Annotated in this window: 19 protein-coding genes; 12 read left to right on the forward strand and 7 right to left on the reverse strand. The window is 71.4% G+C overall.

From position 1 onward, the window contains the following. Nucleotides 1–98 precede the first annotated feature (98 nt). The gene (locus tag ACZ6SD_RS22420) at nt 99–2,363 is read right to left on the reverse strand and encodes a SulP family inorganic anion transporter (protein ID WP_465318919.1); all 2,265 of its coding nucleotides are present in this window, start codon (nt 2,361–2,363) and stop codon (nt 99–101) included. A gap of 1,752 nt (nt 2,364–4,115) precedes the next feature. Further along, entirely contained in the window at nt 4,116–4,967 is an 852-nt protein-coding gene (locus ACZ6SD_RS22425) for a lysophospholipid acyltransferase family protein (RefSeq protein WP_465318920.1), read from the reverse strand. A 97-nt stretch (nt 4,968–5,064) separates the two neighbouring features. On the opposite strand from ACZ6SD_RS22425, the gene ACZ6SD_RS22430 reads away from it, so the two are divergent. Together ACZ6SD_RS22430 and ACZ6SD_RS22435 are read left to right on the forward strand one after the other, a co-directional pair. Continuing rightward, nucleotides 5,065–7,554, forward strand: coding sequence for an FtsK/SpoIIIE family DNA translocase (locus ACZ6SD_RS22430; RefSeq protein ID WP_465318921.1), 2,490 nt, complete (start codon nt 5,065–5,067; stop codon nt 7,552–7,554). A 127-nt stretch (nt 7,555–7,681) separates the two neighbouring features. Next, nucleotides 7,682–8,371: a DUF5684 domain-containing protein gene (locus ACZ6SD_RS22435; protein WP_465318922.1), complete on the forward strand. Its 690-nt coding sequence runs from the start codon at nt 7,682–7,684 to the stop codon at nt 8,369–8,371. Between the two features lie 45 nt (nt 8,372–8,416). On the opposite strand, the gene ACZ6SD_RS22440 is transcribed toward ACZ6SD_RS22435, so the two are convergent. Next, the gene (locus tag ACZ6SD_RS22440; RefSeq protein ID WP_465318923.1) at nt 8,417–8,869 is read right to left on the reverse strand and encodes a phospholipase; all 453 of its coding nucleotides are present in this window, start codon (nt 8,867–8,869) and stop codon (nt 8,417–8,419) included. 222 nt (nt 8,870–9,091) lie between these two features. After that, a complete protein-coding gene (locus ACZ6SD_RS22445) occupies nt 9,092–9,586 on the reverse strand; it encodes an amino-acid N-acetyltransferase (protein ID WP_465318924.1) in 495 nt (164 codons plus the stop codon). A gap of 235 nt (nt 9,587–9,821) precedes the next feature. Here ACZ6SD_RS22445 and ACZ6SD_RS22450 point away from each other — a divergent pair, with 235 nt between their 5' ends. Next, entirely contained in the window at nt 9,822–11,036 is a 1,215-nt protein-coding gene (locus ACZ6SD_RS22450) for an acetyl-CoA C-acetyltransferase (protein ID WP_465318925.1), read from the forward strand. Nucleotides 11,037–11,097: 61 nt separating this feature from the next. Here the strand turns inward: ACZ6SD_RS22450 and ACZ6SD_RS22455 are convergent, their stop codons facing one another. Further along, entirely contained in the window at nt 11,098–12,303 is a 1,206-nt protein-coding gene (locus ACZ6SD_RS22455) for a lytic transglycosylase domain-containing protein (protein WP_465318926.1), read from the reverse strand. Between the two features lie 298 nt (nt 12,304–12,601). On the opposite strand from ACZ6SD_RS22455, the gene rimO reads away from it, so the two are divergent. From rimO to ACZ6SD_RS22495, 8 genes are all read left to right on the forward strand, one after another. Further along, entirely contained in the window at nt 12,602–14,038 is a 1,437-nt protein-coding gene (rimO, locus tag ACZ6SD_RS22460) for a 30S ribosomal protein S12 methylthiotransferase RimO (protein WP_465318962.1), read from the forward strand. Nucleotides 14,039–14,208: 170 nt separating this feature from the next. Next, nucleotides 14,209–14,739, forward strand: a complete 531-nt coding sequence (gene pgsA, locus ACZ6SD_RS22465) for a CDP-diacylglycerol--glycerol-3-phosphate 3-phosphatidyltransferase (protein WP_465318963.1) — start codon at nt 14,209–14,211, stop codon at nt 14,737–14,739. Continuing rightward, nucleotides 14,736–15,245, forward strand: coding sequence for a CinA family protein (locus ACZ6SD_RS22470; RefSeq protein WP_465318927.1), 510 nt, complete (start codon nt 14,736–14,738; stop codon nt 15,243–15,245). Before pgsA ends, ACZ6SD_RS22470 begins: the two co-directional genes overlap by 4 nt. Before the next feature lie 243 nt (nt 15,246–15,488). Continuing rightward, on the forward strand, nt 15,489–15,941 hold the full coding sequence (locus tag ACZ6SD_RS22475) for a helix-turn-helix domain-containing protein (RefSeq protein WP_465318928.1): 453 nt from the start codon (nt 15,489–15,491) through the stop codon (nt 15,939–15,941). 358 nt (nt 15,942–16,299) lie between these two features. Next, the gene (locus tag ACZ6SD_RS22480) at nt 16,300–17,142 is read left to right on the forward strand and encodes a PspA/IM30 family protein (RefSeq protein ID WP_465318929.1); all 843 of its coding nucleotides are present in this window, start codon (nt 16,300–16,302) and stop codon (nt 17,140–17,142) included. 13 nt (nt 17,143–17,155) lie between these two features. Further along, nucleotides 17,156–17,941 carry a phage shock envelope stress response protein PspM gene (gene pspM, locus ACZ6SD_RS22485; RefSeq protein ID WP_465318930.1) on the forward strand — a complete coding sequence of 262 codons (786 nt, stop codon included), beginning with the start codon at nt 17,156–17,158 and terminating at the stop codon, nt 17,939–17,941. A gap of 210 nt (nt 17,942–18,151) precedes the next feature. Then, on the forward strand, nt 18,152–18,373 hold the full coding sequence (locus ACZ6SD_RS22490) for a hypothetical protein (RefSeq protein WP_465318931.1): 222 nt from the start codon (nt 18,152–18,154) through the stop codon (nt 18,371–18,373). Nucleotides 18,374–18,580: 207 nt separating this feature from the next. After that, nucleotides 18,581–19,831 carry a uracil-xanthine permease family protein gene (locus ACZ6SD_RS22495; protein ID WP_465318932.1) on the forward strand — a complete coding sequence of 417 codons (1,251 nt, stop codon included), beginning with the start codon at nt 18,581–18,583 and terminating at the stop codon, nt 19,829–19,831. Here ACZ6SD_RS22495 and ACZ6SD_RS22500 read toward each other — a convergent pair. After that, nucleotides 19,806–20,849: a quinone-dependent dihydroorotate dehydrogenase gene (locus tag ACZ6SD_RS22500; protein WP_465318933.1), complete on the reverse strand. Its 1,044-nt coding sequence runs from the start codon at nt 20,847–20,849 to the stop codon at nt 19,806–19,808. The genes ACZ6SD_RS22495 and ACZ6SD_RS22500 overlap by 26 nt on opposite strands. Nucleotides 20,850–20,892: 43 nt before the next feature. On the opposite strand from ACZ6SD_RS22500, the gene ACZ6SD_RS22505 reads away from it, so the two are divergent. Beyond that, complete coding sequence (locus tag ACZ6SD_RS22505) at nt 20,893–21,681, forward strand: hypothetical protein (protein WP_465318934.1); 789 nt, start codon at nt 20,893–20,895, stop codon at nt 21,679–21,681. A 510-nt stretch (nt 21,682–22,191) separates the two neighbouring features. Here the strand turns inward: ACZ6SD_RS22505 and ACZ6SD_RS22510 are convergent. Beyond that, nucleotides 22,192–22,512 (reverse strand): hypothetical protein, encoded by a 321-nt coding sequence (locus ACZ6SD_RS22510; RefSeq protein WP_465318935.1) that lies wholly within the window; start codon nt 22,510–22,512, stop codon nt 22,192–22,194. Nucleotides 22,513–23,181 lie beyond the last annotated feature (669 nt).

The following is a 23,181-nucleotide window of genomic DNA, read 5'->3' on the forward strand; positions in this document are numbered from 1 at the left end:
AACCGGCCGGGATCCCCCCACCCAACCCCAACCCCCCCCCCCCCCCCCTCCCCCCCCCCCCCCCCCCCCCCCCCCCCCCCCACCGGGGTCGCGCGCGGTCAGACCGTGAGTGCCGCGTTCGTTCCCGGCATCGGGGAGAACTGGTCTCCGTCGAGCATCAGGAGGTTCCCGGTCGGGATGTCGAAGAACAGGCCGACGAGGCGCACGCCGCTCTCGGCCACCCCGGGGATCGCCCGGAGGGCCTCAAGCTGCACGGCGACGTTGACCATGGCCAGCTGATCCACCTCGGACCAGCCGTCGATCGCGGCGCGCTTGCCCAGCGGGTGGCCAGAGCGCCAGGCGTCGAGGCTGGGCTTGCCCCAGCGCAGCCACTGGGCGATGGGGTCGTCCCCCTCCGGGCCGTTGAGCAGGGCGGTCATCGCGCCGCAGCCGGAGTGCCCGCACACCACCAGGGTCGGCACGCCCAGGTTGTCCAGGGCGTACCGCACACCGGCGTGGACCGACATGTCGCCGGTCAGCAGCGGGTCGGGCACCAGGTTGCCGACGTTGCGGATCGTGAACAGGTCGCCGGGGCCCGACGCGGTGATCACGTTGGGCACGATCCGCGAGTCCGCACAGGTCAGGAAGACCGCGTGCGGGCTCTGCGCGCCCGCGAGCCTGCGCAGGTGCGGGCGCATCGCCGGGGCGCCGCGGCGGTGGTACTCCCGCGCGCCGGTGACCAGCGGCCGCAGCGCGTGATCGTTGCCGCCGTCGCCGTCATCGCCTCGGGTCTGCCGCGGGATCACGACCGGCTCGCTGCCCTGCCAGTGCGACCAGGGCGAGAACCAGCGCGGCATGCCGCGCCGGGAATCGGTTCCCGGGCCGCCGATCTCGTCCACGACCACGACGCCGCCGGTGTCCTCGTGCTGGCGCTGCCAGGCGGAGAGGTGCTCGTAGGCGGCGTGGTCGAGGTAGTCGACCACCAGTTCCAAGTGGACGGACGTGCCGTCGGGCACCTGCGCCAGCACCCGGGACAGGCGGGGCACCGACAGGAAGCTCAGCGTGCCCTCGACGATGACCGCGTAGTGCGGGCGGCCGTTTTCGTCGCTGTCGGAGTCCTTCTCCACCCGGACCCGCGCCCACACCACCCGGCGCAGCATGCCGAGCATCGCGACCGCGAGTCCGATGAGGACGCCTTCGAGCAGGTTGAGCAGCACGACGCCCGCGATGGTGATCAGGTAGACGTGCAGCTCGCCGTGCTGGCGGGCGGCGCGGATGTCGTTGCCGCGCACCAGCTTCGTGCCGATGACGACCAGCAGCCCGGCCAGCGCGGCCATCGGGATGCGCTCCACCAGGCTGACCAGCAGCACGGTGAACAGCATCACCCAGACTCCGTGCAGCACCGCGGAAGCGCGGGTGCGCGCCCCCGCGGCGACGTTGGTGGAGCTGCGCACGATCACACCGGTCACCGGCAGGCCGCCGAGCATGCCGGAGGCGATGTTCGCGCTGCCCTGGCCGATCAGCTCCCGGTTCAGGTCGCTGCGGTGACCCGGCCGCATCTTGTCCACCGAGACGGCCGAGAGCAGACTCTCGACGCTGGCGATGATCGTCATCGTCAGCACGCCGACCGCGAAGGCGCCCCACTGGCCCTGCTCGGGCAGTTCGGGGAGCTGGATCGCGGCCAGCGGCGACTCGGGCAGCGACACCCGTGCGGCGTCGAACGGGGCGATCGAGGCGAGCACGGTGGCGAGCACGACCGCCACCAGGGGACCGGGCGCCACCTGGAACTTCGCGGGAAGCTTCGGCCACAGGACCAGGGTCGCGATGACCAGCAGCCCCAGGATCGCCGCGGAGTCGTTGAACCCTACGATCTGGCCGGGCAGGTCGCGCACGTTCTCCCAGGCGGATGTTCCCGGCGCGCCGCCCAAGAGGACGTGCAGCTGGCCGAGGACGATGGTCACGCCGATGCCCGCGAGCATGGCGTGGACGACAGTGGGGGAGACGGCGAGTGCGGCGCGGCCGATCCGACAGGCGCCGAGCACGAGCTGCAGGGCGCCCGCGAGAACGGTGATCGCGCACGTCGTGGCCCAGCCGAACTGGTTGACCAGCTCGGCGACGACCACGGTGAGACCCGCCGCTGGGCCGCTGACCTGCAACGGCGAGCCGCCGAGCGCACCGGCGACGACACCGCCGATGACGGCGGCGATCAGGCCCGCGAGGACGGGCGCGCCGGAGGCGGCGGCGATGCCGAGCGACAGCGGCACGGCGATGAGGAAGACGACGAGCGAGGCGGAGAAGTCATACCGGGCGTCTTGGCCCAGCCACTGCCGCAATCGGTCGCGCGGCGGGGCGTGGGCGTGGCCGTTGGTGCGTACGGAACCCATTGGGAACCTCCTGATCCAAGGAAAGGGGAACTCTGTGCGCCGATGCACGGACGAGCGGCGTAAGCACATGGTGACCGATAGGCCACGACCTGTCGCGCCCGTCAAGTAAACTTATTTTTACTATGCCAGGTTCCCGTGACGACAGTGTGAGGTTTGCCTTCACTCGACCGGGTGAACTTGACGTGATTAATGCCTCATTCGACGGATGCTGGCGGACTTGCGTGACCGGGGCGCTGGCGTCCTTGGGAGCGCGTCTGGAGTGCGTCGAGTGCCATCTACGTGCGCGAATGCGCGCATTGCCGGGACAGATGAAGACGGGCGGAGCGGGTTCGCCGCGGAGTGGTTCGGCGCCGCCAAGGCCACTGGTCGAGCGCGGCGTCGAGCGGCGAAAGTAAAACAACAGTCAATGCGCTCGTGGCGTGCTCCTCGGGGCCTGCGTGACGCCTGGTGAGTGGTCGAACCGGGGGCCGAGTCGGTCGGGAGGCCGTTCTGGGCGGCGTCACCGCTGGTCGTCGGCTTGTCGGGGGCTCGGTGCCGGTGGGCACGGCCGACCGCTCCCGGTGTCGACGCTGGTCCGGGAGCACAACCTCTTCCGGGTGGGGGAGAGGCGGGTATTCCGGTTTGGACGCCCGTGTTCGCCGGAATGTCGTGCATTCGGGCGGGGCGATGTCGGCGCGGCCCGCCGCGCCGGAATTGCTGTGACGTTCTCATTTCCGGGTGTCAACCGTCGTCTCGCGCGAGCGGGTTCGGAACAGTCTGACCTGGTCGAACGCTGCTTTATGCCTGCTGATACCGATTTCGCGCCGCGGGACGGGTGGATAACCGCGCGGGCTCGCTTCTGCGGATTCGCCGCGGCCGCCTGCACCGCGCCGAATCGGTTCGCCGACGTTCTCGGGACGGGGCTCCGCTGCGTGTTCGCGCCGGAAGCGCGGCGCGGCTCTCACACAACCGGGTGAACATTGGCCAGGGCGGGGTCTCGTCGTCGAGCGCCCCTTGGTCGCGGTGGGCGGCGGCTGTCGTGGTCGGTAGGTGCGGTGACAACGTGCTCTGTCCCCCTCGCTCTGCCTGACAGGTCGACTGACGCGGGACGCGTCCCGGCGCTTCCGTGATCATCCTACCGATTTGCCGGTGTTGTCCGTTTACTTCTGAGCACTGGCGCGCCTCGGTCGGCCGCGCGGTCGGGGCCTGACGACGTGGTGCTGACGTGGTGCTTGGGACGTTTCCTTCTTAACCTTACCGATTTTTGGGAGAAGTTGGCGGGAGTCGGGCAGAGCGGACCCGGGCCAGGGTGTCGGGCGTGTGACGGTTCGGGTGCGGCGGTTAAACGCCGGTTTCCCACTGCCGCAAGGGTTTCCGCCCGCCCGGCGGGTGATCGCCACACCTCGGCTTCGGCGTTCCACCAGGCGGAGTCCGCCGCGGTGAGGCACTCGTGCCGGGTGAGTTTCCCGTGGTCAGCGGTTTTGTGCGGCTATGCGCACGGGTGGATGCGTAAACCGGCCGGTCATTGAGCAACGGAGTTGTGAAATCACGGTGAACAATGACGAACCCGGTGTGGCCGGGTTCCACGAGGCTCCCGCGGCGCCGGGGACCCGGTTTCGGAACGCTTGGCACACCGGCCAAGGCTCGCCTGGGGGTCGAGTGGGCCGTCCTCGATGGATAGTCCTTCCCGGACTGTCAGCCGAGTCAGAGGGCTTTTCGACGTGATCGGCCACGAGCAGCCAACGGGGCGCGCGTCGAGATCGGCCTACCGGATCACGGCGCGTCGGGCCGCGGGCGCCAGGGGCTCTTGGCGTCGCACGGGCGGGTCGGGTCGTGGAAGCGCGGGGTGTCCGGCTCGTCGGCGCGCAGCGGAATCAGGTTCGCGGTGATCTGCCGCATGATCCGGGTGTGCGCGCGCATCGCGTCGCCGGGCTTGTCCGCGGACAGGCCGGACAGGTCGACCGGCCCGCCGAAGTGCACCCGGAACACCGGCCGGTCGCGGACCGCGCGCAGGAAGGACACGACCAACGGCACCACGTCCCGCCACCCGGTCACCGTCTCGGTGCCCCAGTAAACGGCCTCGTGCGCGCCCCACTGGCTGATCGTCACGATCGGCACGTTCCCGTGCAGCGCCATCCGCGCGGCGCCGGTCTTCCCGCGCTCGGGCCACAGCCCCGGCTCCCGGCTGACGCGGCCCTCGGGGTAGAGCAGCAGCGGGACGCGGGCGGTCTTGAGGGCGTCGGTGGCCCGGTCGAACGCCTCGACGATGTTCGACTTGCCCCGGTCGACGCGCAGGTGGCCGCTCTTGCGCAGGAAGTAGCCCAGCACCGGCGCGTCGAGCAGGCCCGCGGTGAGCATGAACCGGGGCAGGAACCCGACCCGGTGGCACGCGGCCATCAGCACGAACGGGTCGAACATGCCGATGTGGTTCGCCGCGACCAGCACGGGCTTGCCGCGCAGCTCCTCGGGAAACGCCCCGGTGACCTCGATCCGACCGACCGAGCGGACCAGCGCCCGATCGATGGCGTTCATCACCCGCCACACCAATGGAGTGTCCGCGACGGAGCCACCACGGCGTGTCGGCTCGTCAGCGTCGCTGCGCAGCGCAACCATGGGCGAGAGCATGACATGCCCCGGGGTGACGCGGCAGGCCAGGTCGCGCGCTCTCTGTGACAGGAGTGACCCCTGGGACAGGAGAGTGGGGCCGACTACCGTGTGGTCTATGGCGAGCCGGTCGACGACATCCAAGAGCGCGGGCTCCAAGAACTCCAGCGCCAGAACCTCCGGCGCCAAGAGCGCGGGCGGCAAGAGCACCGGCGCCCGGGGCTCGGGCGCGAAGAGCACGGGCACGCGCAAACCCGCGGCCTCCCGCGCCCCGGCCCGGCGCGCGCCCGCCCGCAAGCCGCCGCCCCCGCCGAGCAAGGGCGTGCTCGCCTCCGGCTGGGGCCTGCTCGCCAAGGGCGTCGGCTCGATCGCGCGCGCCATCGGCCGCACCAAGGAACTCGACCCGGCGCACCGCCGCGACGGAGCGGGCTTCGCATTGCTCGCCCTCGGCGTCGTGCTCGGCGCGGCGGTCTGGTGGGGCGCGGCGGGCCAGGTCGGCGGCTGGCTGGAGTACGGGGTGCGCACGGTCTTCGGCGCGCTCACCGTCGCGCTGCCGCTGGTGCTGCTCGTCATCGGCGTCGCCATGATGCGGTCGGACCCGCAACCGGAGAAGCGCCCGCGCCTGGTCGTCGGGTCGCTGCTGGTGCTGCTGGCACTACTGGGCATCCTGCATGTGTTCACCGGCCTGCCCGCCGACAACGACGGCCGCATGTACGCGGGCGGGGCGTTGGGCTACCTCTCCGGCGGCCTCCTCGCCAAGGGCGTCACCGCGTGGGTCGCGATCCCGGTGCTGGTCCTGGTGCTCGGCTTCGGGGTGCTGGTGTTCACCGGCACCCGCATCCGCGACGTCCCGACCCGGCTGCGCGAACTGGGCAAGGAACCCGACGACAGCGCGGCGGACGAGCCGTTCGAGATCGAGGCCGAGCCGCCGCTCAAGCCGCGCAAGTCGCCCCGCCGCGGGCAGCAGGCCGCCGAGGCCGCCGCGCCGGAGCAGCCGACGCTGCCGCTGGACGAGCCGGTCAAGCCCGCCCGGCCGCGGGCCCAGGTCAAGGAGATCCCGCCGGTCACCGAGCCCAAGCCCGACCCGGACGCGATCAGCGTCACCCGGGTCGTGGACGGCGACTACCGGCTGCCCGACCCGTCGATCCTGGTTTACGGCGACGCGCCCAAGGCGCGCAGCAAGGCCAACGACACCATGATCGAGGCCATCTCCGGGGTCCTCGACCAGTTCTCCATCGACGCCCAGGTCACCGGCTTCACCCGGGGCCCCACAGTGACCCGCTACGAGGTCGAACTGGGCCCAGGGGTGAAGGTCGAGAAGATCACCGCCCTGACCAAGAACATCGCCTACGCGGTGGCCACCGACAACGTGCGGCTGCTCGCGCCGATCCCGGGCAAGTCCGCGGTGGGCATCGAGGTGCCCAACAGCGACCGCGAGATGGTCCGCCTCGGCGACGTGCTGCGCTCGTCGACGGCGCTGGCCGACACCCACCCGATGGTGGTGGGCCTCGGCAAGGACATCGAGGGCCACATGATCACCGCGAACCTGGCGAAGATGCCGCACCTGCTCTGCGCGGGCTCGACCGGGTCGGGCAAGTCGAGCTTCGTCAACTCCATGCTGGTCTCGCTGCTCTCCCGGGCCACCCCGGACGAGGTCCGGATGATCCTCATCGACCCCAAGATGGTCGAGCTGACCCCGTACGAGGGCATCCCGCACCTGATCACGCCCATCATCACCCAGCCCAAGAAGGCCGCGGCGGCGCTGACCTGGCTGGTCGAGGAGATGGAGCAGCGCTACCAGGACATGCAGGCCAACCGGGTCCGCCACATCGATGACTTCAACAAGAAGGTGAAGTCCGGCGAAATCACCGCTCCGCCCGGCAGCCAGCGCGACTACCGGTCCTACCCCTACATCCTGGCGATCGTGGACGAGCTCGCCGACCTGATGATGACCGCGCCCCGCGACGTCGAGGACGCCATCGTCCGGATCACCCAGAAGGCCCGCGCCGCGGGCATCCACTTGGTGCTCGCGACCCAGCGCCCCTCCGTCGACGTGGTCACCGGCCTGATCAAGACGAACGTGCCGTCGCGGCTGGCTTTCGCCACGTCCTCGCTCACCGACTCGCGGGTCATCCTCGACCAGCCGGGCGCGGAGAAGCTGATCGGCATGGGTGACGGGCTCTATCTGCCGATGGGCGCGTCCAAGCCGGTGCGCGTGCAGGGCGCCTACGTCAGCGACGAGGAGATCGCCGCGGTCGTGGCGTTCACCAAGGAGCAGGCGCAGCCGGACTACACCGACGGCGTCACCGCGGCCAAGCCCGGCGAGCAGAAGGAGATCGACCCCGACATCGGCGACGACCTCGAACTGCTCGTGCAGGCCACCGAGCTGATCGTCACTTCCCAGTTCGGCTCGACGTCGATGCTCCAGCGCAAGCTGCGCGTCGGGTTCGCCAAGGCGGGCCGCCTGATGGACCTGCTAGAGACCCGCGGCGTGGTGGGCCCGTCCGAGGGCTCCAAGGCGCGCGAGGTGCTGATCAAGCCGGACGAGCTGGAGAACGTGCTGTGGACGATCCGCGGCGGGCCTTCGGCAGATCAGGACCCGGACTGAAGACCGGTTAGGTCTCGAACCGCTAACGACTCGGCTGATCCGCACCACGGCGGCGCTGGGCCAGGGATGGTACGCGCGGACAGTCGCGCGCCCTCGTCGTGGCGTGCCCGAGGAAGGACCATCCGGAGTGCAGCAGCCCGACTACTACTACAACACCACGTACTCGTCCGACCTCCCGGTCGGCGCCATGGTGGCCATGTCCCTGATCGGTCTGGCTTTCCTGCTGGTGATCATCATCGCCATGTGGAAGATCTTCACCAAGGCCGGGAAACCGGGGTGGGCGGCCATCGTCCCGTTCTACAACACCTACACCCTGCTCAAGATCGTCGGCAGGCCGGGCTGGTGGCTGGTGCTGCTGCTCATCCCGCTGGTCAACATCGTCATCCTCATCATGGTGATGGTCGACTTGGCGAAGGCGTTCGGCAAGAGCGGCGCGTTCGCGCTCGTGCTGATCTTCTTCAGCTTCATCGGGTACTGCATCCTCGGCTTCGGCAAGGCCCGCTACGTCGGCCCGGTCGCGGACCCGCAGTTCGCCGCGCACCTGGCCAGTGGCGGTTACCAGCAGCCGGGCTACCCCCAGGGCGGCTACCCCCAGCAGGGCGGTTACCCGCAGCAGCCGGGCTACCCGCAGCAGGGTTACCCGCAGCAGGGCGGCTACCCGGCCCAGGGTGGCTACCCGCAGCAGCCGCAGCCGGGCTACCCCCAGCAGCCCCAGCAGCAGGGATATCCCCAGCAGCCGGGGTACCCGCAGCAGGGCGGCCACCCGCAGCAGCAGGTTTACCCGCAGCAGCCGGGCCAGCCGCCGTACCAGGGCTGACGCGGTGAAGCGGGGTCGTGGCACGCCACGACCCCGCTTCCATCCTCAGCTGTTGCCGAACTGGCGCACGGCGGCGTAGTAGACGTCCGCGGTGCGGTTGCAGGCCCAGTTGCCCGCGCAGATCGTGTAGAGGTCGGACTTGAACTTGTTGTCGATCGACAGGCGCGTGGTCTCGTTGAATCTGCCCTGGCGCTTGTAGTTGCGGTAGCCGAAGTCGTGCCGGTAGCAGGCGCGCACGAAGTTGAAGCCGAACGGGTTGTCCGGGGAGTTGGAGCACCCGTCGGAGGACCAGTCGAGCTGGTTGGCGTAGGGCTGGCTCGCCCGGGTGGTCTGGAACTGCGACAGGCTCTGGGTGAACAGGTAGTTGTCGGTGGTGGCCTGAAGCTGGCTCTGGCTCAGGTCGGCGGCGGCGGTTCCGGCTCCGGCGACCAGGGCGGCGGTGACGGCGATGGACGAGACCGCGCCGCGCGCGACACGACGCAGGGTGGACGTGGGCACGTGTTCAACTCCCTCAGGACAGTCCGACCCACGTGTGGAGTCGGTGAGATCATTACGCCCGCGCTGTGCGTTTTCTGAAACCACCGTTCGGCCTACCGCAGCGGAACGATTCGTGTCCGGCAGCGAAAGTCCAAGCGCGCCAACGGTTTTGCCGGTTTTCGGCACCCCTGTCCCGGCGGGCGTCAACCCCAGAAGGCCCCGCCGTCGAGGCAGTTCGCCCGGTCAGAGCTTGAGCAGCATCCGGCTGTTGCCCAGGGTGTTGGGCTTGACGTACTCCAAGTCGAGGAACTCCGCGACGCCCTCGTCCATCGACCGGCGCATCTCCGCGTAGACCTCCGGGCTCACCGGCGTGCCGTCGATCTCGACGAACCCGTGCCGGGCGAAGAACTCCGTCTCGAAGGTCAGCACGAAGATCCGGGCCAGGCCGAGGTCGCGGGCCACCGCGATCAGCCGCTCCACGATCGCGTGGCCGACGCCATGGCCGAGCGCCTGGGGCAGCACGGCGATGGAGCGGATCTCGGCGATGTCCTCCCACAGCACGTGCAGCGCCCCGCAGCCGACGATCTCACCGTCGAGGTCGGCCACCCAGAACTCCTGCACGTCCTCGTACAGGGTCACCAACGCCTTGGCGAGCAGCACCTTGCCCACGTAGGTGTCGATCACGGCCTTCATGGCCCGGACGTCGGTTGTTCGCGCCCTGCGCACCAGCGGTTTCACAACGGGAGAAAATAGCCCTCTCACTCCCGGCTGTCGCGCCACATCGCCGCGCGCCGGGTGGTCCCGAGCTCCTGGTCCGTGCCCGGTGGGTGGCCATGGCCGGGAAAGTGAGCGGCCCGCACGCTCGCCAGGGCTCGTGCCCGACGTCAACTACCAGTCGGTAGCCGGGCACTCCGAAGGCGGGGCAGAATCGGACCCGAACAACGATCCCGAGCAGCGACGTCAGAGGAGCGCCATGCGCGAGGCAGTGATCTGCGAGCCGGTCCGGACCCCGGTCGGGCGGTTCGGCGGCGTGCTCGCCGACGTCGGGGTGGCCACCCTGGCCGCGACGGTGATCAGGGAACTGCTGCGGCGCACCGCCATCGCCCCGGGCGTGATCGAGGACGTGGTGTTCGGCCAGTGCCACCCCAACGCCGAGGCGCCCGCGCTCGGCCGGGTCGCCGCGCTCGACGCGGGTCTGCCGGTGACGGTCCCCGGCGTCCAGGTCGACCGCCGCTGCGGCTCCGGCCTCCAAGCCGTCATCGACGCCGCCATGCGGGTGCAGACCGGCGTCAACGACGTCGTGCTCGCGGGCGGCGCGGAGAACATGAGCCAGGTCGAGTTCTACTCCACGGCCATGCGCTGGGGCGTCAAGGGGACCGGCATCGAGCTGCACGACCGGCTCGCCCGCGCCCGGGTCACCGCGGGCGGGGTGAACTTTCCCGTGCCCGGCGGCATGGTCGAGACCGCGGAGAACCTGCGCCGCGAGTACGGCATCGGCCGCGTCGAGCAGGACGAGCTGTCCGTGCGCTCGCACCAGCGGGCGGTCACCGCCATCGAGACCGGCCTGTTCGCCGACGAGATCGTGCCGGTCACCGTGCCCGGGAAGCGCCGTCAGCCCGACACCGTGGTCGACCGCGACGAGCACCCGCGCGCCGACGCGAGCCTGGAGACGCTGGCCGGGCTCACCCCGATCATGGGCAGGCAGGACCCGGACGCCACGGTCACCGCGGGCAACGCCAGCGGCCAGAACGACGGCGCGGCGGCCTGCCTGGTCACCACCCCGGAGAAGGCCGCCGAACTGGGCCTGCGCCCGCTGGCCCGGCTGGTGAGCTGGGCGGCCGCGGGCGCGCCGCCCAAGACCATGGGCCTGGGCCCCGTGCCCGCCACCGAGAAGGCGCTGGCCCGTGCTGGCCTCACCCTGGCCGACATGGACCTCATCGAGCTAAACGAGGCGTTCGCCGCGCAGGTGCTCGCCGTCAGCCGGGAGTGGAAGTTCGCCGACGCGGACTGGGACCGCACCAACGTCAACGGCTCGGGCATCTCCCTCGGCCACCCGCTCGGCGCGACCGGCGCCCGGGTCCTGAGCACCCTGCTGCGTGAACTCGACCGCCGCGAGGCCCGCTACGGCTTGGAGACGATGTGCATCGGCGGCGGCCAGGGTCTTGCGGCGGTGTTCGAGCGCGTCTGACCGCTCTCAGTCCGTTGAGGACAGTCCCAGGAGGACTGTCCTCAACGGGTCCGAAGTGGACTCACGGCTTCCAGGGAAGCCACTTCGTCCAGTCGTAGTAACCGGTTCCGGGGTACGACGGCGGCGCGGGATTGGGCGCCGGTGCTGGGGCAGGCGCGGGCGCGGGGGCCGGAGCAGGCGCCGGGGCGGGCGGCGCTGGTGCTGGCGCGGGGGCAGGTGCTGGCGCGGGTGGCTTGGGCGCGGGCTGCTGCGCGACCGGCGGGACCGCCACGGCGGGAGCCTGGACAGCGGGAGCCTGGACGCCGGGGACCTGGACACCGGCGACCGGGGCCGCCGGGTCGACGATCTGCCGCGCGCTGTCGGCCGCCTGCGGCTGCCCGGCGACGCCGGGCGCGTCCGGCGCGGGCACCGCGAGCACCTGCTGGCCCGGATCGGCCTCCGGCGGCGCGGACGGCGCCGCGCCCGCGCCGTAGGCGGTCGCCCAGGTCAGCACGGTCCGCACGTAGGCGTCGGAGTGGTTGTAGCGGAAGACCGCGCGCGCCTGGCCCTCGGCGGTCGACAGGTTCTCCCCGCCCGAGCACAGGTACCGGGCCGCGGCCAGCGCGGAGTCGAAGATGTTGTGCGGGCTGGCCACGCCGTCGCCGCTGCCGTCGATGCCGTAGACCTCCCAGGTGCCGGGGATGAACTGCATCGGCCCCACCGCGCGGTCCCACACCCGGTCGCCGTCCCAGACGCCGCCGTCGGTGTCGTGGATCATGGCGTAGCCGTTGCCGTCGAGCACGGGCCCCAGGATCGGCGCGGTCGTCGTGCCGTTGCCGTCGGTGCTGCCGCCCAGGGCGTGGCTGGTCTCCGCCCGCCCGATGCCCGCGAGTAGCCACCACTTGATCCCGCAGCCGGGCTGCGCGATCGCCATCAGCTCCTCGGCGCGGCTGTAGGCGCGCAGCGCGATATTCGGGACGCCCTGTTCCGGCGTCGCCGACGCCTGCGAGTCCGCGGCGGCTGGAACCGGCTGGTTCGCCGCGAGCGCGGCGGCAAGCTCCGGGGTCAGTCCCTGGTCGGCGGGCAGCGACCCGTCGACGGCCAGGTCGCCGTCCGGCGCCCGCACCGGCATCGACAGCTCGGGCGGCACCGGGTAGCCCGCGTCGGCCCCCGCGAGCCCGGGCGGAGTGGGCTGGTCGCCGCTGGAGACGACGAACACGACCGCGAACGGCACGACCGCCGCGACCCCCGCCAGATTCCGCCTCTTGCGATGCTTTCCCCTGGCCATGCGCCTACCAGCCACCCTCGTCGTCCGATCCTGACCTGATCACTTTGCCTTACCGGGAGACCGCGCTCACGTCACAAATCGGCACGGGGTGAAAAACTGCGCTCGGCTGACAAGTCCGCCCCTGGTCTTAGTCCGCCGCGCACAGTTCTATCGTGTGGCCGGTAGGGCGTCCGCGGTGAACCTTCGCACACCTGGGACCGGCCCCGTTTTCGCCGCCGGTCCGCTCGGGTCAAGCCCGCGGACACCCGGCGGTTACCCTTTGACCGTGTCTTCTCCGTCCACGTCCCGACGTGTCGCCATGCTCACCCTCGGTTGCGCGCGCAACGAGGTCGACTCCGAGGAGCTGGCTGGCCGCCTGTCCGGCGGCGGATGGGAGCTGGTGGACCTCGCCGCCGACGACGACAAAGCGCCCGACGTCATCGTCGTCAACACCTGCGGCTTCGTGGAGTCGGCGAAGAAGGACTCGGTCGACACCCTGCTCGCCGCCGCCGACACCGGCGCCAAGGTCGTCGCCGTGGGCTGCATGGCCGAGCGCTACGGCGCCGAACTGGCCGACAGCCTGCCCGAGGCCAGCGCGGTCCTCGGCTTCGACCACTATCCCGACCTCGCCGAGCGCCTCGGCGAGGTCGTCTCCGGCCACGCGATCCCCGCGCACACCCCGGTCGACCGGCGCACCCTCCTGCCGATCACGCCCGTGCGCCGCCAAGAGGCAGCCGCTGACGTGACCGTCCCCGGGCACGCCTGGGGGCCGACGATCCTGCGCAAGCGGCTCGACGACGCCCCGGTGGCCTCGCTCAAGATCGCCTCTGGCTGCGACCGCCGCTGCTCGTTCTGCGCGATCCCGTCCTTCCGCGGCTCGTTCGTGTCCCGGCTGCCCGACGAGATCGTCGCCGAAGGCGCCTGGCTGGCGGGCCAGGGCGTGCGCGAACTGGTGCTCGTCAGCGAGAACTCGACCTCTTACGGCAAGGACCTCGGCCGCGAGCACGCGGGCCAAGGCGCGCTGGAGGCCGTGCTCACCCGCCTGGCCGCCATCCCCGGCATCGACCGCGTCCGGGTCTCCTACCTGCAACCGGCGGAGACCCGGCCGAACCTGGTGCGCGCGATCGCCACCACCCCCAATGTCGCCGACTACTTCGACATGTCCTTCCAGCACTCCAGCGAGCGGGTGCTGCGCCGGATGCGCCGCTTCGGCGACACCGACTCCTTCCTGGCCTTGGTGCGCCAGATCCGCGACCTCGCCCCGGCCGCGGGCATCCGCAGCAACGTCATCGTCGGCTTCCCCGGCGAGACCGAGGCCGACGTGGACGAACTCGCCCGCTTCCTCACCGAGGCCAGGCTCGACGCGGTGGGCGTGTTCGGCTACTCCGACGAGGACGGCACCGAGGCCGAGAAGCTCGACGGCAAGCTCGACGCCGACACCATCGACGCCCGCGTCGCCCGGATCTCCGCGCTGGTCGAGGAGCTGACCGCGCAACGCGCGGAAGACCGGATCGGCTCGGAGGTGGTCGTGCTCATCGAGCGCCCGGAGTCCGAGGACGAGGACTGCGCTGGCCGCGCCGCCCACCAGGCGCCCGAGGTCGACGGCGAGTGCGTCGTCCTCGACAGCGACGAGTTCGACGTGGCGAAGTTCGAGGTCGGCGACCTGGTGCGGTGCCGCGTTGTCGACAGCGCGGGCGTCGACCTGATCGTCGAGCCGATCGAGATCGTGCCGCGCGCGGCGGTGGAGTCGCCGTGAGTTCCGCGGCGACCGGCGGGCCGGGCGAGACCGTCGGCGACGAGGGGTGCACCGAGGCCCCCGCAGCCGAGCGGGAACCCGTCCCACCGGTGGCCGCGCCGCCCCCGGCGGCAGCCGCGCTGCCGGAGCCGACCCAGGTGCCGCTGCTCAACGTGGCGAACCTGCTCACGATGTCCCGCCTGGCCCTGGTGCCGGTGTTCCTCTACGCCCTGTTCGCCGACGGCGGCCACGACACCTTCTGGCGGCTCGTCGCGGCCTCGGTGTTCGGCGTCGCCTCTATCACCGACCACGTCGACGGCAGGCTCGCCCGCAAACACGGCCTGATCACCGACTTCGGCAAGATCGCCGACCCGATCGCGGACAAGGCGCTCACCGGAGCCGCGCTGGTCGGACTCAGCCTGCTCGGCGAGCTGCCCTGGTGGGTGACGCTGGTGATCGCCGTGCGGGAGATCGGGGTGACCCTGCTGCGGTTCTGGGTGATCCGCCACGGCGTGATCCCGGCCAGCCGCGGCGGCAAGGCCAAGACCCTGGCCCAGGTGCTGGCGATCGCGCTGTTCCTGATCCCGCTGCCCGACTGGCTCACGCCGCTGTCGTGGGCGGTGATGGGCCTCGCGGTCGCGCTGACCGTGGTCACGGGAATCGATTATGTGATCCGCGCCATCCGACTGCGCGCCCGCGGCCTGCGCGCGCTCGCCTCGTGACCGCGCTCGCCTTGGTCCCGGGCCTGTCCTCGGCGTCCGTGGCCGCGCTGGTCGAGGCCCTGCGGAGGCGCGGCGAGACGGTCGCGACCGCCGAGTCGCTCACCGCGGGCCTGTTGACCGCCGTGCTGACCAGCGTCCCCGGCGCCAGCGCGGTCGTGCGGGGCGGGCTCGTGGTCTACGCGACCGACCTGAAGACGACCTTGGCTGGCGTGCCCGCCGCGCTGCTCGCCGAACGCGGCGCGGTCGACCCGGAAGTGGCCGTCCACCTGGCCAACGGCGCCCGGGACCGGTGCGGCGCGAGCATCGGCGTCGGGCTCACCGGCGTCGCCGGGCCCGCCCCGCAAGACGGCGTGCCCGCGGGCACCGCGCACGTGGCGCTGGCCGGTCGCGCCGGTGTGCGGACCAGGGTGGTCGCCGAGGCAGGCGGCCGGGAGGACGTGCGCGCCGCGGCCGTTCGGGCGGCGCTTGAGCTGATCGCCGGGGAACTAGGTACGCTTTTCGAGTGAGGTTACGATCACGGTCGGTGTCCGACGGGACGCGCTCCGCAGTGCCCTCGCCCGGGTCCAGCTGGGAACATTCCAGCCGGTCCGCTCGTTCGCTCTTGGCGGACTACCCGGGAAGTCGCTGCGCGGTGTCAGTTCCTCTCGGTAACGTTGTCAGTGTGACGGCCACGCGCAGTCCCCGCTCCGGCAGCGACCCCGGACGGGTTCGGTGCTCGGCCAGGGTCCGCCGAGGAAGGGAGGTGCGCGATGACCGTGCTCTTGCGCGAGGCGATCGGTGATCGGCTCCGACACGCCCGCACCAACCAGCAGCGCACGCTGCGGGAAGTCTCCCGCTCCGCGCGGGTCAGCCTGGGCTACCTCTCTGAGGTCGAACGCGGCCGCAAGGAGGCGTCCAGCGAGCTGCTCGCGGCCATCTGCGACGCCCTGGAGCTGCCGCTGTCGGAGTTGCTGCACCACGTGGCGACCGACATCGGCGCGCTGACCTCGGTGGAGCACGGCGTGCCCGAGGGCGTCCCCGACCAGGTCGACGCGCTCGACGCGCCCCGCGAGTCGGCACCGCGCGCCGCCGTCGAAGGCGGGCGCCTGGTGCCCGCCGTGGTCGGCGAGAACCTGGCGGACCTGCGCATCCAGCCCGCGCTCACGCACCGCATCGACACGTCCCTGGGCAACGCCCACGCGGGGGCGGTCTTCGCGGCCTGAGGCGCCAGCCATCGGCCGAGGCCGCCGTCCGCGCCGGACGGCGGCCTTCGCCGTGTCCGGCCCGCTGACGCCCCGCCGCGGTCGGTGACCTCGCCCACGTCTGCCCCATGACGCGCTGGTGACTCAAGTCGACGGGCCTGCCCGACCGCGCCCAGGTCCGGGTATTTCCCCACCGCCGATCCGGGGTCTCGGGGCCGATCTCCGAGTGATCCCTGATTTCTCCCGGGTGCGGTGGAAGCGGCTGGGCGCACCTGACACGATGGAACCCACAACGGTGCCGGGGCGTTGCCGTTTCGTCGGTGCGTGGCAGCGGGGTCCAGTGGTCCGGCGGCAGTAGGAAAGAAGGCAGGCGGAGGAGATGGCCAACCCGTTCGTGAAGTTCTGGAAGTACCTGATGGCGTCGTTCTCGTCGAAGATCGACGAGCACGCCGACCCGAAGGTGCAGATCCAGCAGGCCATCGAGGAGGCGCAGCGCCAGCACCAGGCCCTCTCGCAGCAGGCCGCAGCGGTCATCGGCAACCAGCGCCAGCTGGAGATGAAGCTGAACCGCCAGCTCGGCGAGGTCGAGAAGCTGCAAGCCTCCGCCCGGCAGGCGCTGGTCCTCGCCGACGAGGCGCGCTCGAAGGGCGACGAGCAGAAGGCCGTCCAGTTCGAGAACGCCGCGCAGTCCTTCGCCACCCAACTCGTCACCGCCGAGCAGGGCATCGAGGACCTCAAGACGCTGCACGACCAGGCGCTGCAGGCGGCCACCCAGGCCAAGCAGGCCGTCGAGCGCAACGCGATGGTCCTGCAGAACAAGCTCGCCGAGCGCACCAAGCTGCTCAGCCAGCTTGAGCAGGCCAAGATGCAGGAGCAGGTCTCCCGCTCGCTGAACCAGATGAGCGAGCTCGCCGCGCCGGGCAACACCCCGTCGCTGGAAGAGGTCCGCGACAAGATCGAGAAGCGGTACACCACCGCGCTGGGCTCCGCCGAGCTGGCGCAGAACTCGGTGCAGGGCCGGATGATGGAGGTCCAGGCGTCCACCACCGAGATGGCGGGCCAGTCGCGCCTTGAGCAGATCCGCGCGTCGATGGCGGGCGGCCCGGTCGCGGGCCAGGTCACCGGCGCGGCGACCCCGGCGGCCACCCCGAACAACATCCAGGCCGAAATCCAGCAGCGGGTGGCCCAGGAGCAGAAGGCCAACCCGCAAGCCGGTTCCTGACGGCGGCCAGACGATGGGGTCGCGGAGGAACGAGCTGATCAAGATCGGTGGCGAGTTGCTCGCCCAGCAGCTCCGCGGCCCCTACGCCGACCAGCTTCGCGGCAAGCTCACGGGCTGGCGCGACCCGCGCGCCAAAGCCCTGCGCCGCCGCCGCCGAGCGGTGCGCGCGACGAAGATGTGGACCGGGGCCGGGGTCACCACCGGCGCCGGGGCCGTCGTGCTGGAGACCGCGGCGGCCACCCCCGGCGCGGGCGTGCCGGTGCTGATCGGCGCGGCGATCATCTCGGGCGTCGCGGCGGTCTCCTCCGGTTTCCGGACCTGGCGGCTGCACAAGGAGCCGCTTCCCGAAGCGCCGCCCGCCCCGGTCGTCCTCCCCGCGCGCAACTCCCAGGCGCGCGACCCGATGCGCAGGCTCGCCGAGGCAGAAGACACCCTCCGCGAACTGCTGACGCAGCTTTCCCGGGCCGCCCTCGTGCCGCCCGACTCGGTCACCGAGGCCCGCGACACCGGCGCGGAGGCCGCCGCCGCCCTGCGGGCCGTCGCGGCGCGGCTGCAGGCCGTGGAACGCGCCCGCGAGCACGCCCCGCCCGCTGACCGCGGCCAACTCTCCGACAGCGTCCGGCGGCTGCGCGCCCAGCTGGACGAGGGACTCGACGGCTACGGCGCCCTCGTCGCCGCGGCGGCGCACGCCGTCGCCGCGAGTTCGGCCGCCGCCCCGCGCCGCGACCTGACCGACGCGACGGACCGCCTCGCCGCCCTGGCCGTCGCGCTGCGCGACCTCTCGGGCAACCACTTCTGAACACTTGCTTTTCGTCAGCGGCTGAGCGTGTTCCGCGCCGCTCTCGTCGGATCGACCGACATTCCGTTGTGGACATTGCAGGCCGCCCGGTCCCCGGCTGAGAATGGGCGCGCACGGGCCGTGTCCGGCGCTGAGATTCCCGCGGGTGTGCCGTCATGCCCTGGGCGCAGATGCGTCTCATTGGCGACCGACACGAGGGGAGAGCGCCCGATGAACGCCATGATCCCGGACCTGCGCCTGCGCCGGACCGTGGCCGCGCGAGTCGCCGAGATGCCCGCCCACGAAGATCGGTTCTGGGCCATCGTCGACGAAGCGGGGCTCGACCGCGGGGAGGCGGACCGCCTGCTCGACGTCGCGGTCGAGTGGATCGGGGCGGGCCGCGCGACGGTGTGCGACCCGTACGCGCTGGTCCTCTCTTGGATGCCTCGGTAGGCGTTTGGCCTAACGGGTTGCATCACTTCGGGTAGCCGCACCCGGCTTGTGACCGGCTTTGCACGCCGTGCATTAGGTCATCAGTGTGAACATCACGGTGTCGTATCGACTGATCGACTACGTGCTGTGGCACCATGCTCGGCAACAAGCCGGGGGAGCGGGAGGGCGACGTTGACTTTGTGGTCCGTGCACGGAGACGGTCGCCGTGTGCGGGACGGCGAGGTCGTCGCCCCGAACGAGCGCCTGAGCTGGCCATTGACCATCGGGCTCGGCGTGCAGCACGTCGCGGCGATGTTCGGCGCCACCATCCTGGTCCCGGCCTCCACCGGGTTCCCCGTGGCGACCACCCTGCTGTTCTCCGGGGTGGGCACACTGCTCTTCCTGGTGATCACCCGCAACCGGGTGCCTGCCTACCTCGGCTCGTCCTTCGCCTTCATCGCCCCGCTCGCGGCCGCCGAGACCGAGGGTATCGCCGCGCAACTCGGCGGGGTGCTGGTCGCGGGCCTGCTGCTCATCGGCGTCGGGGTGGCGGTCAAGGCGCTGGGGGTGCGGCTGCTCGAATCGGTCATGCCGCCGGTCGTGACCGGCGCGGTGGTCGTGCTGATCGGGCTCAACCTCGCGCCGGAGGCCACCAAGTCGTTCGGGCAGCAGCCGCTGATCGGCGCGATCACGCTCGCGGTGATCCTGGTGTGCGGGATCGTCTCGCACGGCCTGCTCTCCCGCGTCTCGATCCTGGCCGGGGTCCTCACCGGCTGGGTCGTCGCGGCTCTGACTGGCGGACTCAACGAGGGCAAACTCGACGCGCTCGCCGCCGCGGCGTGGTTCGGGCTGCCCGAGTTCCACGCGCCGCAATTGCGGCCATCGGTGATCCTGCTGGTCATCCCGGTCGTCATCGTGCTGGTCGCGGAGAACGTCGGCCACGTGAAGGCCGTCGCCGCGGTCACCGGGCGCAACCTCGACGGCAACGTGGGCGACTCACTCATCGCCGACGGCGTGGCCACCGCCCTCGCCGGGGCCTCCGGCGGGTCGGGCACCACGACGTACGCGGAAAACATCGGCGTCATGGCCGCGACCAGGGTGTACTCCACCGCCGCCTACGCCGTCGCCGCGCTCACCGCGGTCCTGCTGTCGCTGTCCCCGAAGTTCGGCGCGCTGGTCGGCACCATCCCCGAGGGCGTGCTCGGCGGAGCCACGCTGCTGCTCTACGGCATGATCGGCCTGGTCGGGGTGCGCATCTGGATGGCGAACCGGATCGACTTTGCCGACCCGGTGAACCTGCTCGTGGTCGCCGCGGCGATCGTTGCGGGCATCGGGAACCTGGAGATCACCCTGGGCGGCATGACCGTCAGCGGCATCGCCTGGGGCTCGATGTTCGTGGTCACCGCCTACCCGCTGCTGCGCTGGCTGCGCCACCGCGGCGATGGCCGCGAGGTCACCGGGCGGCGACCGCGCGGTTGATCCGCCGCACCAGCGGCGGGCCCTCGTAGATGAACCCGGTGTAGACCTGCACGAGGCTCGCGCCCGCGTCCAGCATCCGCAGCGCGTCGTCGGCGGTGAAGATCCCGCCGACACCGATGATCGGCAGCGTCCCGCCGGTCTGCTTGGTCACAAAGCCGACCACCGCGCGGGCCCGCTCGGCCAGTGGTCGCCCGCTCAGCCCGCCCGCCTGCGCCCCCGTGCTCTCGTCCGCCGCGGCCAGGCCGGCGCGACTCAGCGTCGTGTTCGTCGCGATCAGGCCCGCGACCTGGTGGTCGGCGCACACCTGGAGGACCTCCGCGATGGCGTCGTCGGTCAGGTCCGGCGCGATCTTGACCAGCAGCGGCCGGGGCTCGCCGCCGCCCGCCAGCGCGATCGACTCCCGGCGCAGCTCCCCGACGAGCGCGTCGAGCGCCGCCCGGTCCTGCAGCCCGCGCAGGCCCGGGGTGTTGGGCGAGCTGACGTTGATCGCGAAGTAGTCGCCGAACGGGTGCAGCGCGCGAAGGGAGTGCCGGTAGTCCTCGACGGCCTCCTCCACAGGGGTGATCTTGGACTTGCCGATGCTGATGCCCAGCGGCACCCCGATCGGCCCGAGCGCCCGCAGCCGGTCGGCGAGCGCGTCGGCGCCCGCGTTGTTGAAGCCCATCCGGTTGACGATGGCCCCGCTCTCCGGCAGCCGGAACAGCCGGGGCCGCGGGTTGCCCGGCTGCGGGTGCCGGGTGACGGTGCCCACTTCCACGAACCCGAATCCCAGCGCCTGCCACGCGGGCAGCGCCCGGCCGTCCTTGTCCATGCCCGCGGCGAGCCCCACCGGCCCGGGGAAGCGGACGCCGAACACGGTCCGCTCGACCGTGGACCCGAACACCTTGCGCAGCGCCGACACCGCTGGCCGGACGCGGGCCAGGCGCGCCAGGGCGGCCATGGTGCGCTCGTGGGCGATCTCGGGGTCGCCGTCGCCGAGGGAGAACAGGGCGCGCCGGACGAGTTGCTTGTAGACCACGCGCACATCGTGTCATCCGCCGAGGTGGACCATGATGGACGGTGTGACCGATCCCGACGAGCTGTACGCCCTGCCCAGGGAGGAGTTCATCCCCGCCCGCCGCGAACTCGCGCGCAGGGTCCGCGCCGAGGGCGACAAGGCGGCGGCCGCGGCGATCGAGAAGCTGCCCAAGCCGACCACCGCGGCGTGGCTGGTGAACCAACTCGTCCGCGCCCACCCGGACGCGGTGGCCGAACTGCTCGCCCTCGGCGCCGACCTCCGTGACGCGCACAGCCGCGCGGCGGGCGACGAGCTGCGGGAACTCACCCGGCGCCGCCCCGAGCTGATCCGCCGCCTGGTGGCGCTGTCGGGCGACTCCCTGAGCGAGTCGGTGACCAGGGAGCTGGAGGACATGTTCACCGCGGCCATCGCCGACGAGACAGCGGGGGAGACCTTGCGCGCGGGCCGGGTGGCCTCGGCGAAGGACCTCCAGGTCGAGCAGGCGTGGCCGGGGCTGGCCCTGGCCACGTCCCCGCCCGCCGAACGCGCGGCCAAGCCGGTGAGCAGGCAACGCGCGACCGACACCCGGCAGCGCAAGGCCCTGGCCGAAGCCAAGGCGGCGGTCAAGGAGGCCGAGGCGGAGCGGGCCGAAGCCGACCGGGCCGTGCGGGACGCCGAGGCCGGGGTGGCGGCGGCGGAAAAACGGGTCCGCGACATCAACGCCGAACTGGACGCGGCCGAACAGGCCGAGCTGGACGCGCGCAGGCTCTTGCAGACCGCCCGCCGCGACGCCAAGGCCGCCGAGCGGGCCGCCAGCCAGGCCTGGCGCAAGCTCCAGCAGGTCGAAGGCTGATTCTTGGCCGGTGGCGTCTGCCTCCGGACAAGGCACAGCCCCCGGGCTGGCTCCCCTTCCGACAAGGCGGCGGAGGGGCCCGGGTCGGACTGGGTCCCGGGAGCCCGAGGGCTGGGTGACTGCCTGGTATTCGCCGACCACACGCCCGCGCCTACGGCACCGGAGATCCGGTGTCAGCCGTGTGCGCCAGGCCGGCAACCATCGTTCTCGGATGGGTGGTCCTAGCGGACAGCCACCTCACGAGTCCTCAACGAAATCACCGTCGGACCACCTCCTCTCTCGTGTACCGACGAACATAGGCGGTTCGCCGCCACTCGACAACGGGTTTTCAGAGTCACCCGTTAGGGTGGTGCTAAGGTGAATGACCAAATACGCAGCGTGTGAATATCACTCACCTGTGAGAGCCGAGCCGTAACCGGGGCGAGGGGGACTGGCGGTGCGGGAACTGCTGGCCCGACCAGGGCGAGTGGCATTAGGCGCGGTAGTCGGCGCCGCGACAGCAGCCCTGTTCTACGAAGGCATACGAGCCCACCAGGACATCCCCACCGTCCCCGCCGCCCGCCCGGCGGCCGAGGCCGCGCTGGAGCCCAGTTCCACCCCCTCGTCCCCCCCTTCGGCCACCGACACCGTGACCACCACAGTGTCATCGTCGGTCACCAGCAGTAGCACAACCACCACCACCCCCACGTCAACCACCACGACGTCGACCACCACCCAGCCCCCCGCCGCACCCCCGCCCACGACCACCACAACCACCAAGCCACGCCCCACCACCACCGCCGCGCCCCCTCCCACCACCACCCCTCCCCTCCCGACGACGACAACCACCACCAGCCGCAAACCCTGCGGCCTACTCTTCTGCTAACCCCCAGCCAAACGCGGGCACTCCCCAACTCCGGGCGCACAGCCCAAGGCACGCGCGCAGAGCCCGGAGTTGCTCATGATCGCAAGTTATCCACAGGCAAGATCGTTCCAGCCCCGATTGTCGGCTTGGTCCGATAGACTGGAGCGGGGTCAGCCCCCAGGGTGGGTGGGGCTTTGTTGTAGGGCTGCGGGGCGGCAAATCAAGGACTGTCGCGGACGTGGCTGGGGCGGTTGAGTGGCCTTCGTGTGGGTCAGCCGGTCAGCCCGCCCGCCAGCCCGGTCTTCCTGCTAGCCCGCGTTCCTGCCAGGCCGTTCTGCTGCTGATCCTTTCTGCTGCCGGGCCACCCTTCTGCTGGCCCGCTCTGCTGCCCGCCCGGCCTTCTTGCTAGCCCCGCTTTCCTGCCACCCGCCCCCACGAAGCCGCACCCGGCCCTAACCACCTCCCAGCCAGGCCGCACCGAGGCTCGCCCGGTGCTCGATGGGGTGGAGTGGTTTCTTTGGGGGTGAAGGAAGATCCCTAAACTGGCCGTGGTCGTGGGGCCGAAGGCTCCCCACCCGTCTTTCCCACGACGGGATCTTCCTTCGTAGGGGCCCCAAAGAAACCACTCCACCCCATCGAGCAACCCCACCAACCCA

It is taken from the genome of Actinokineospora sp. NPDC051303 (assembly GCF_055586285.1).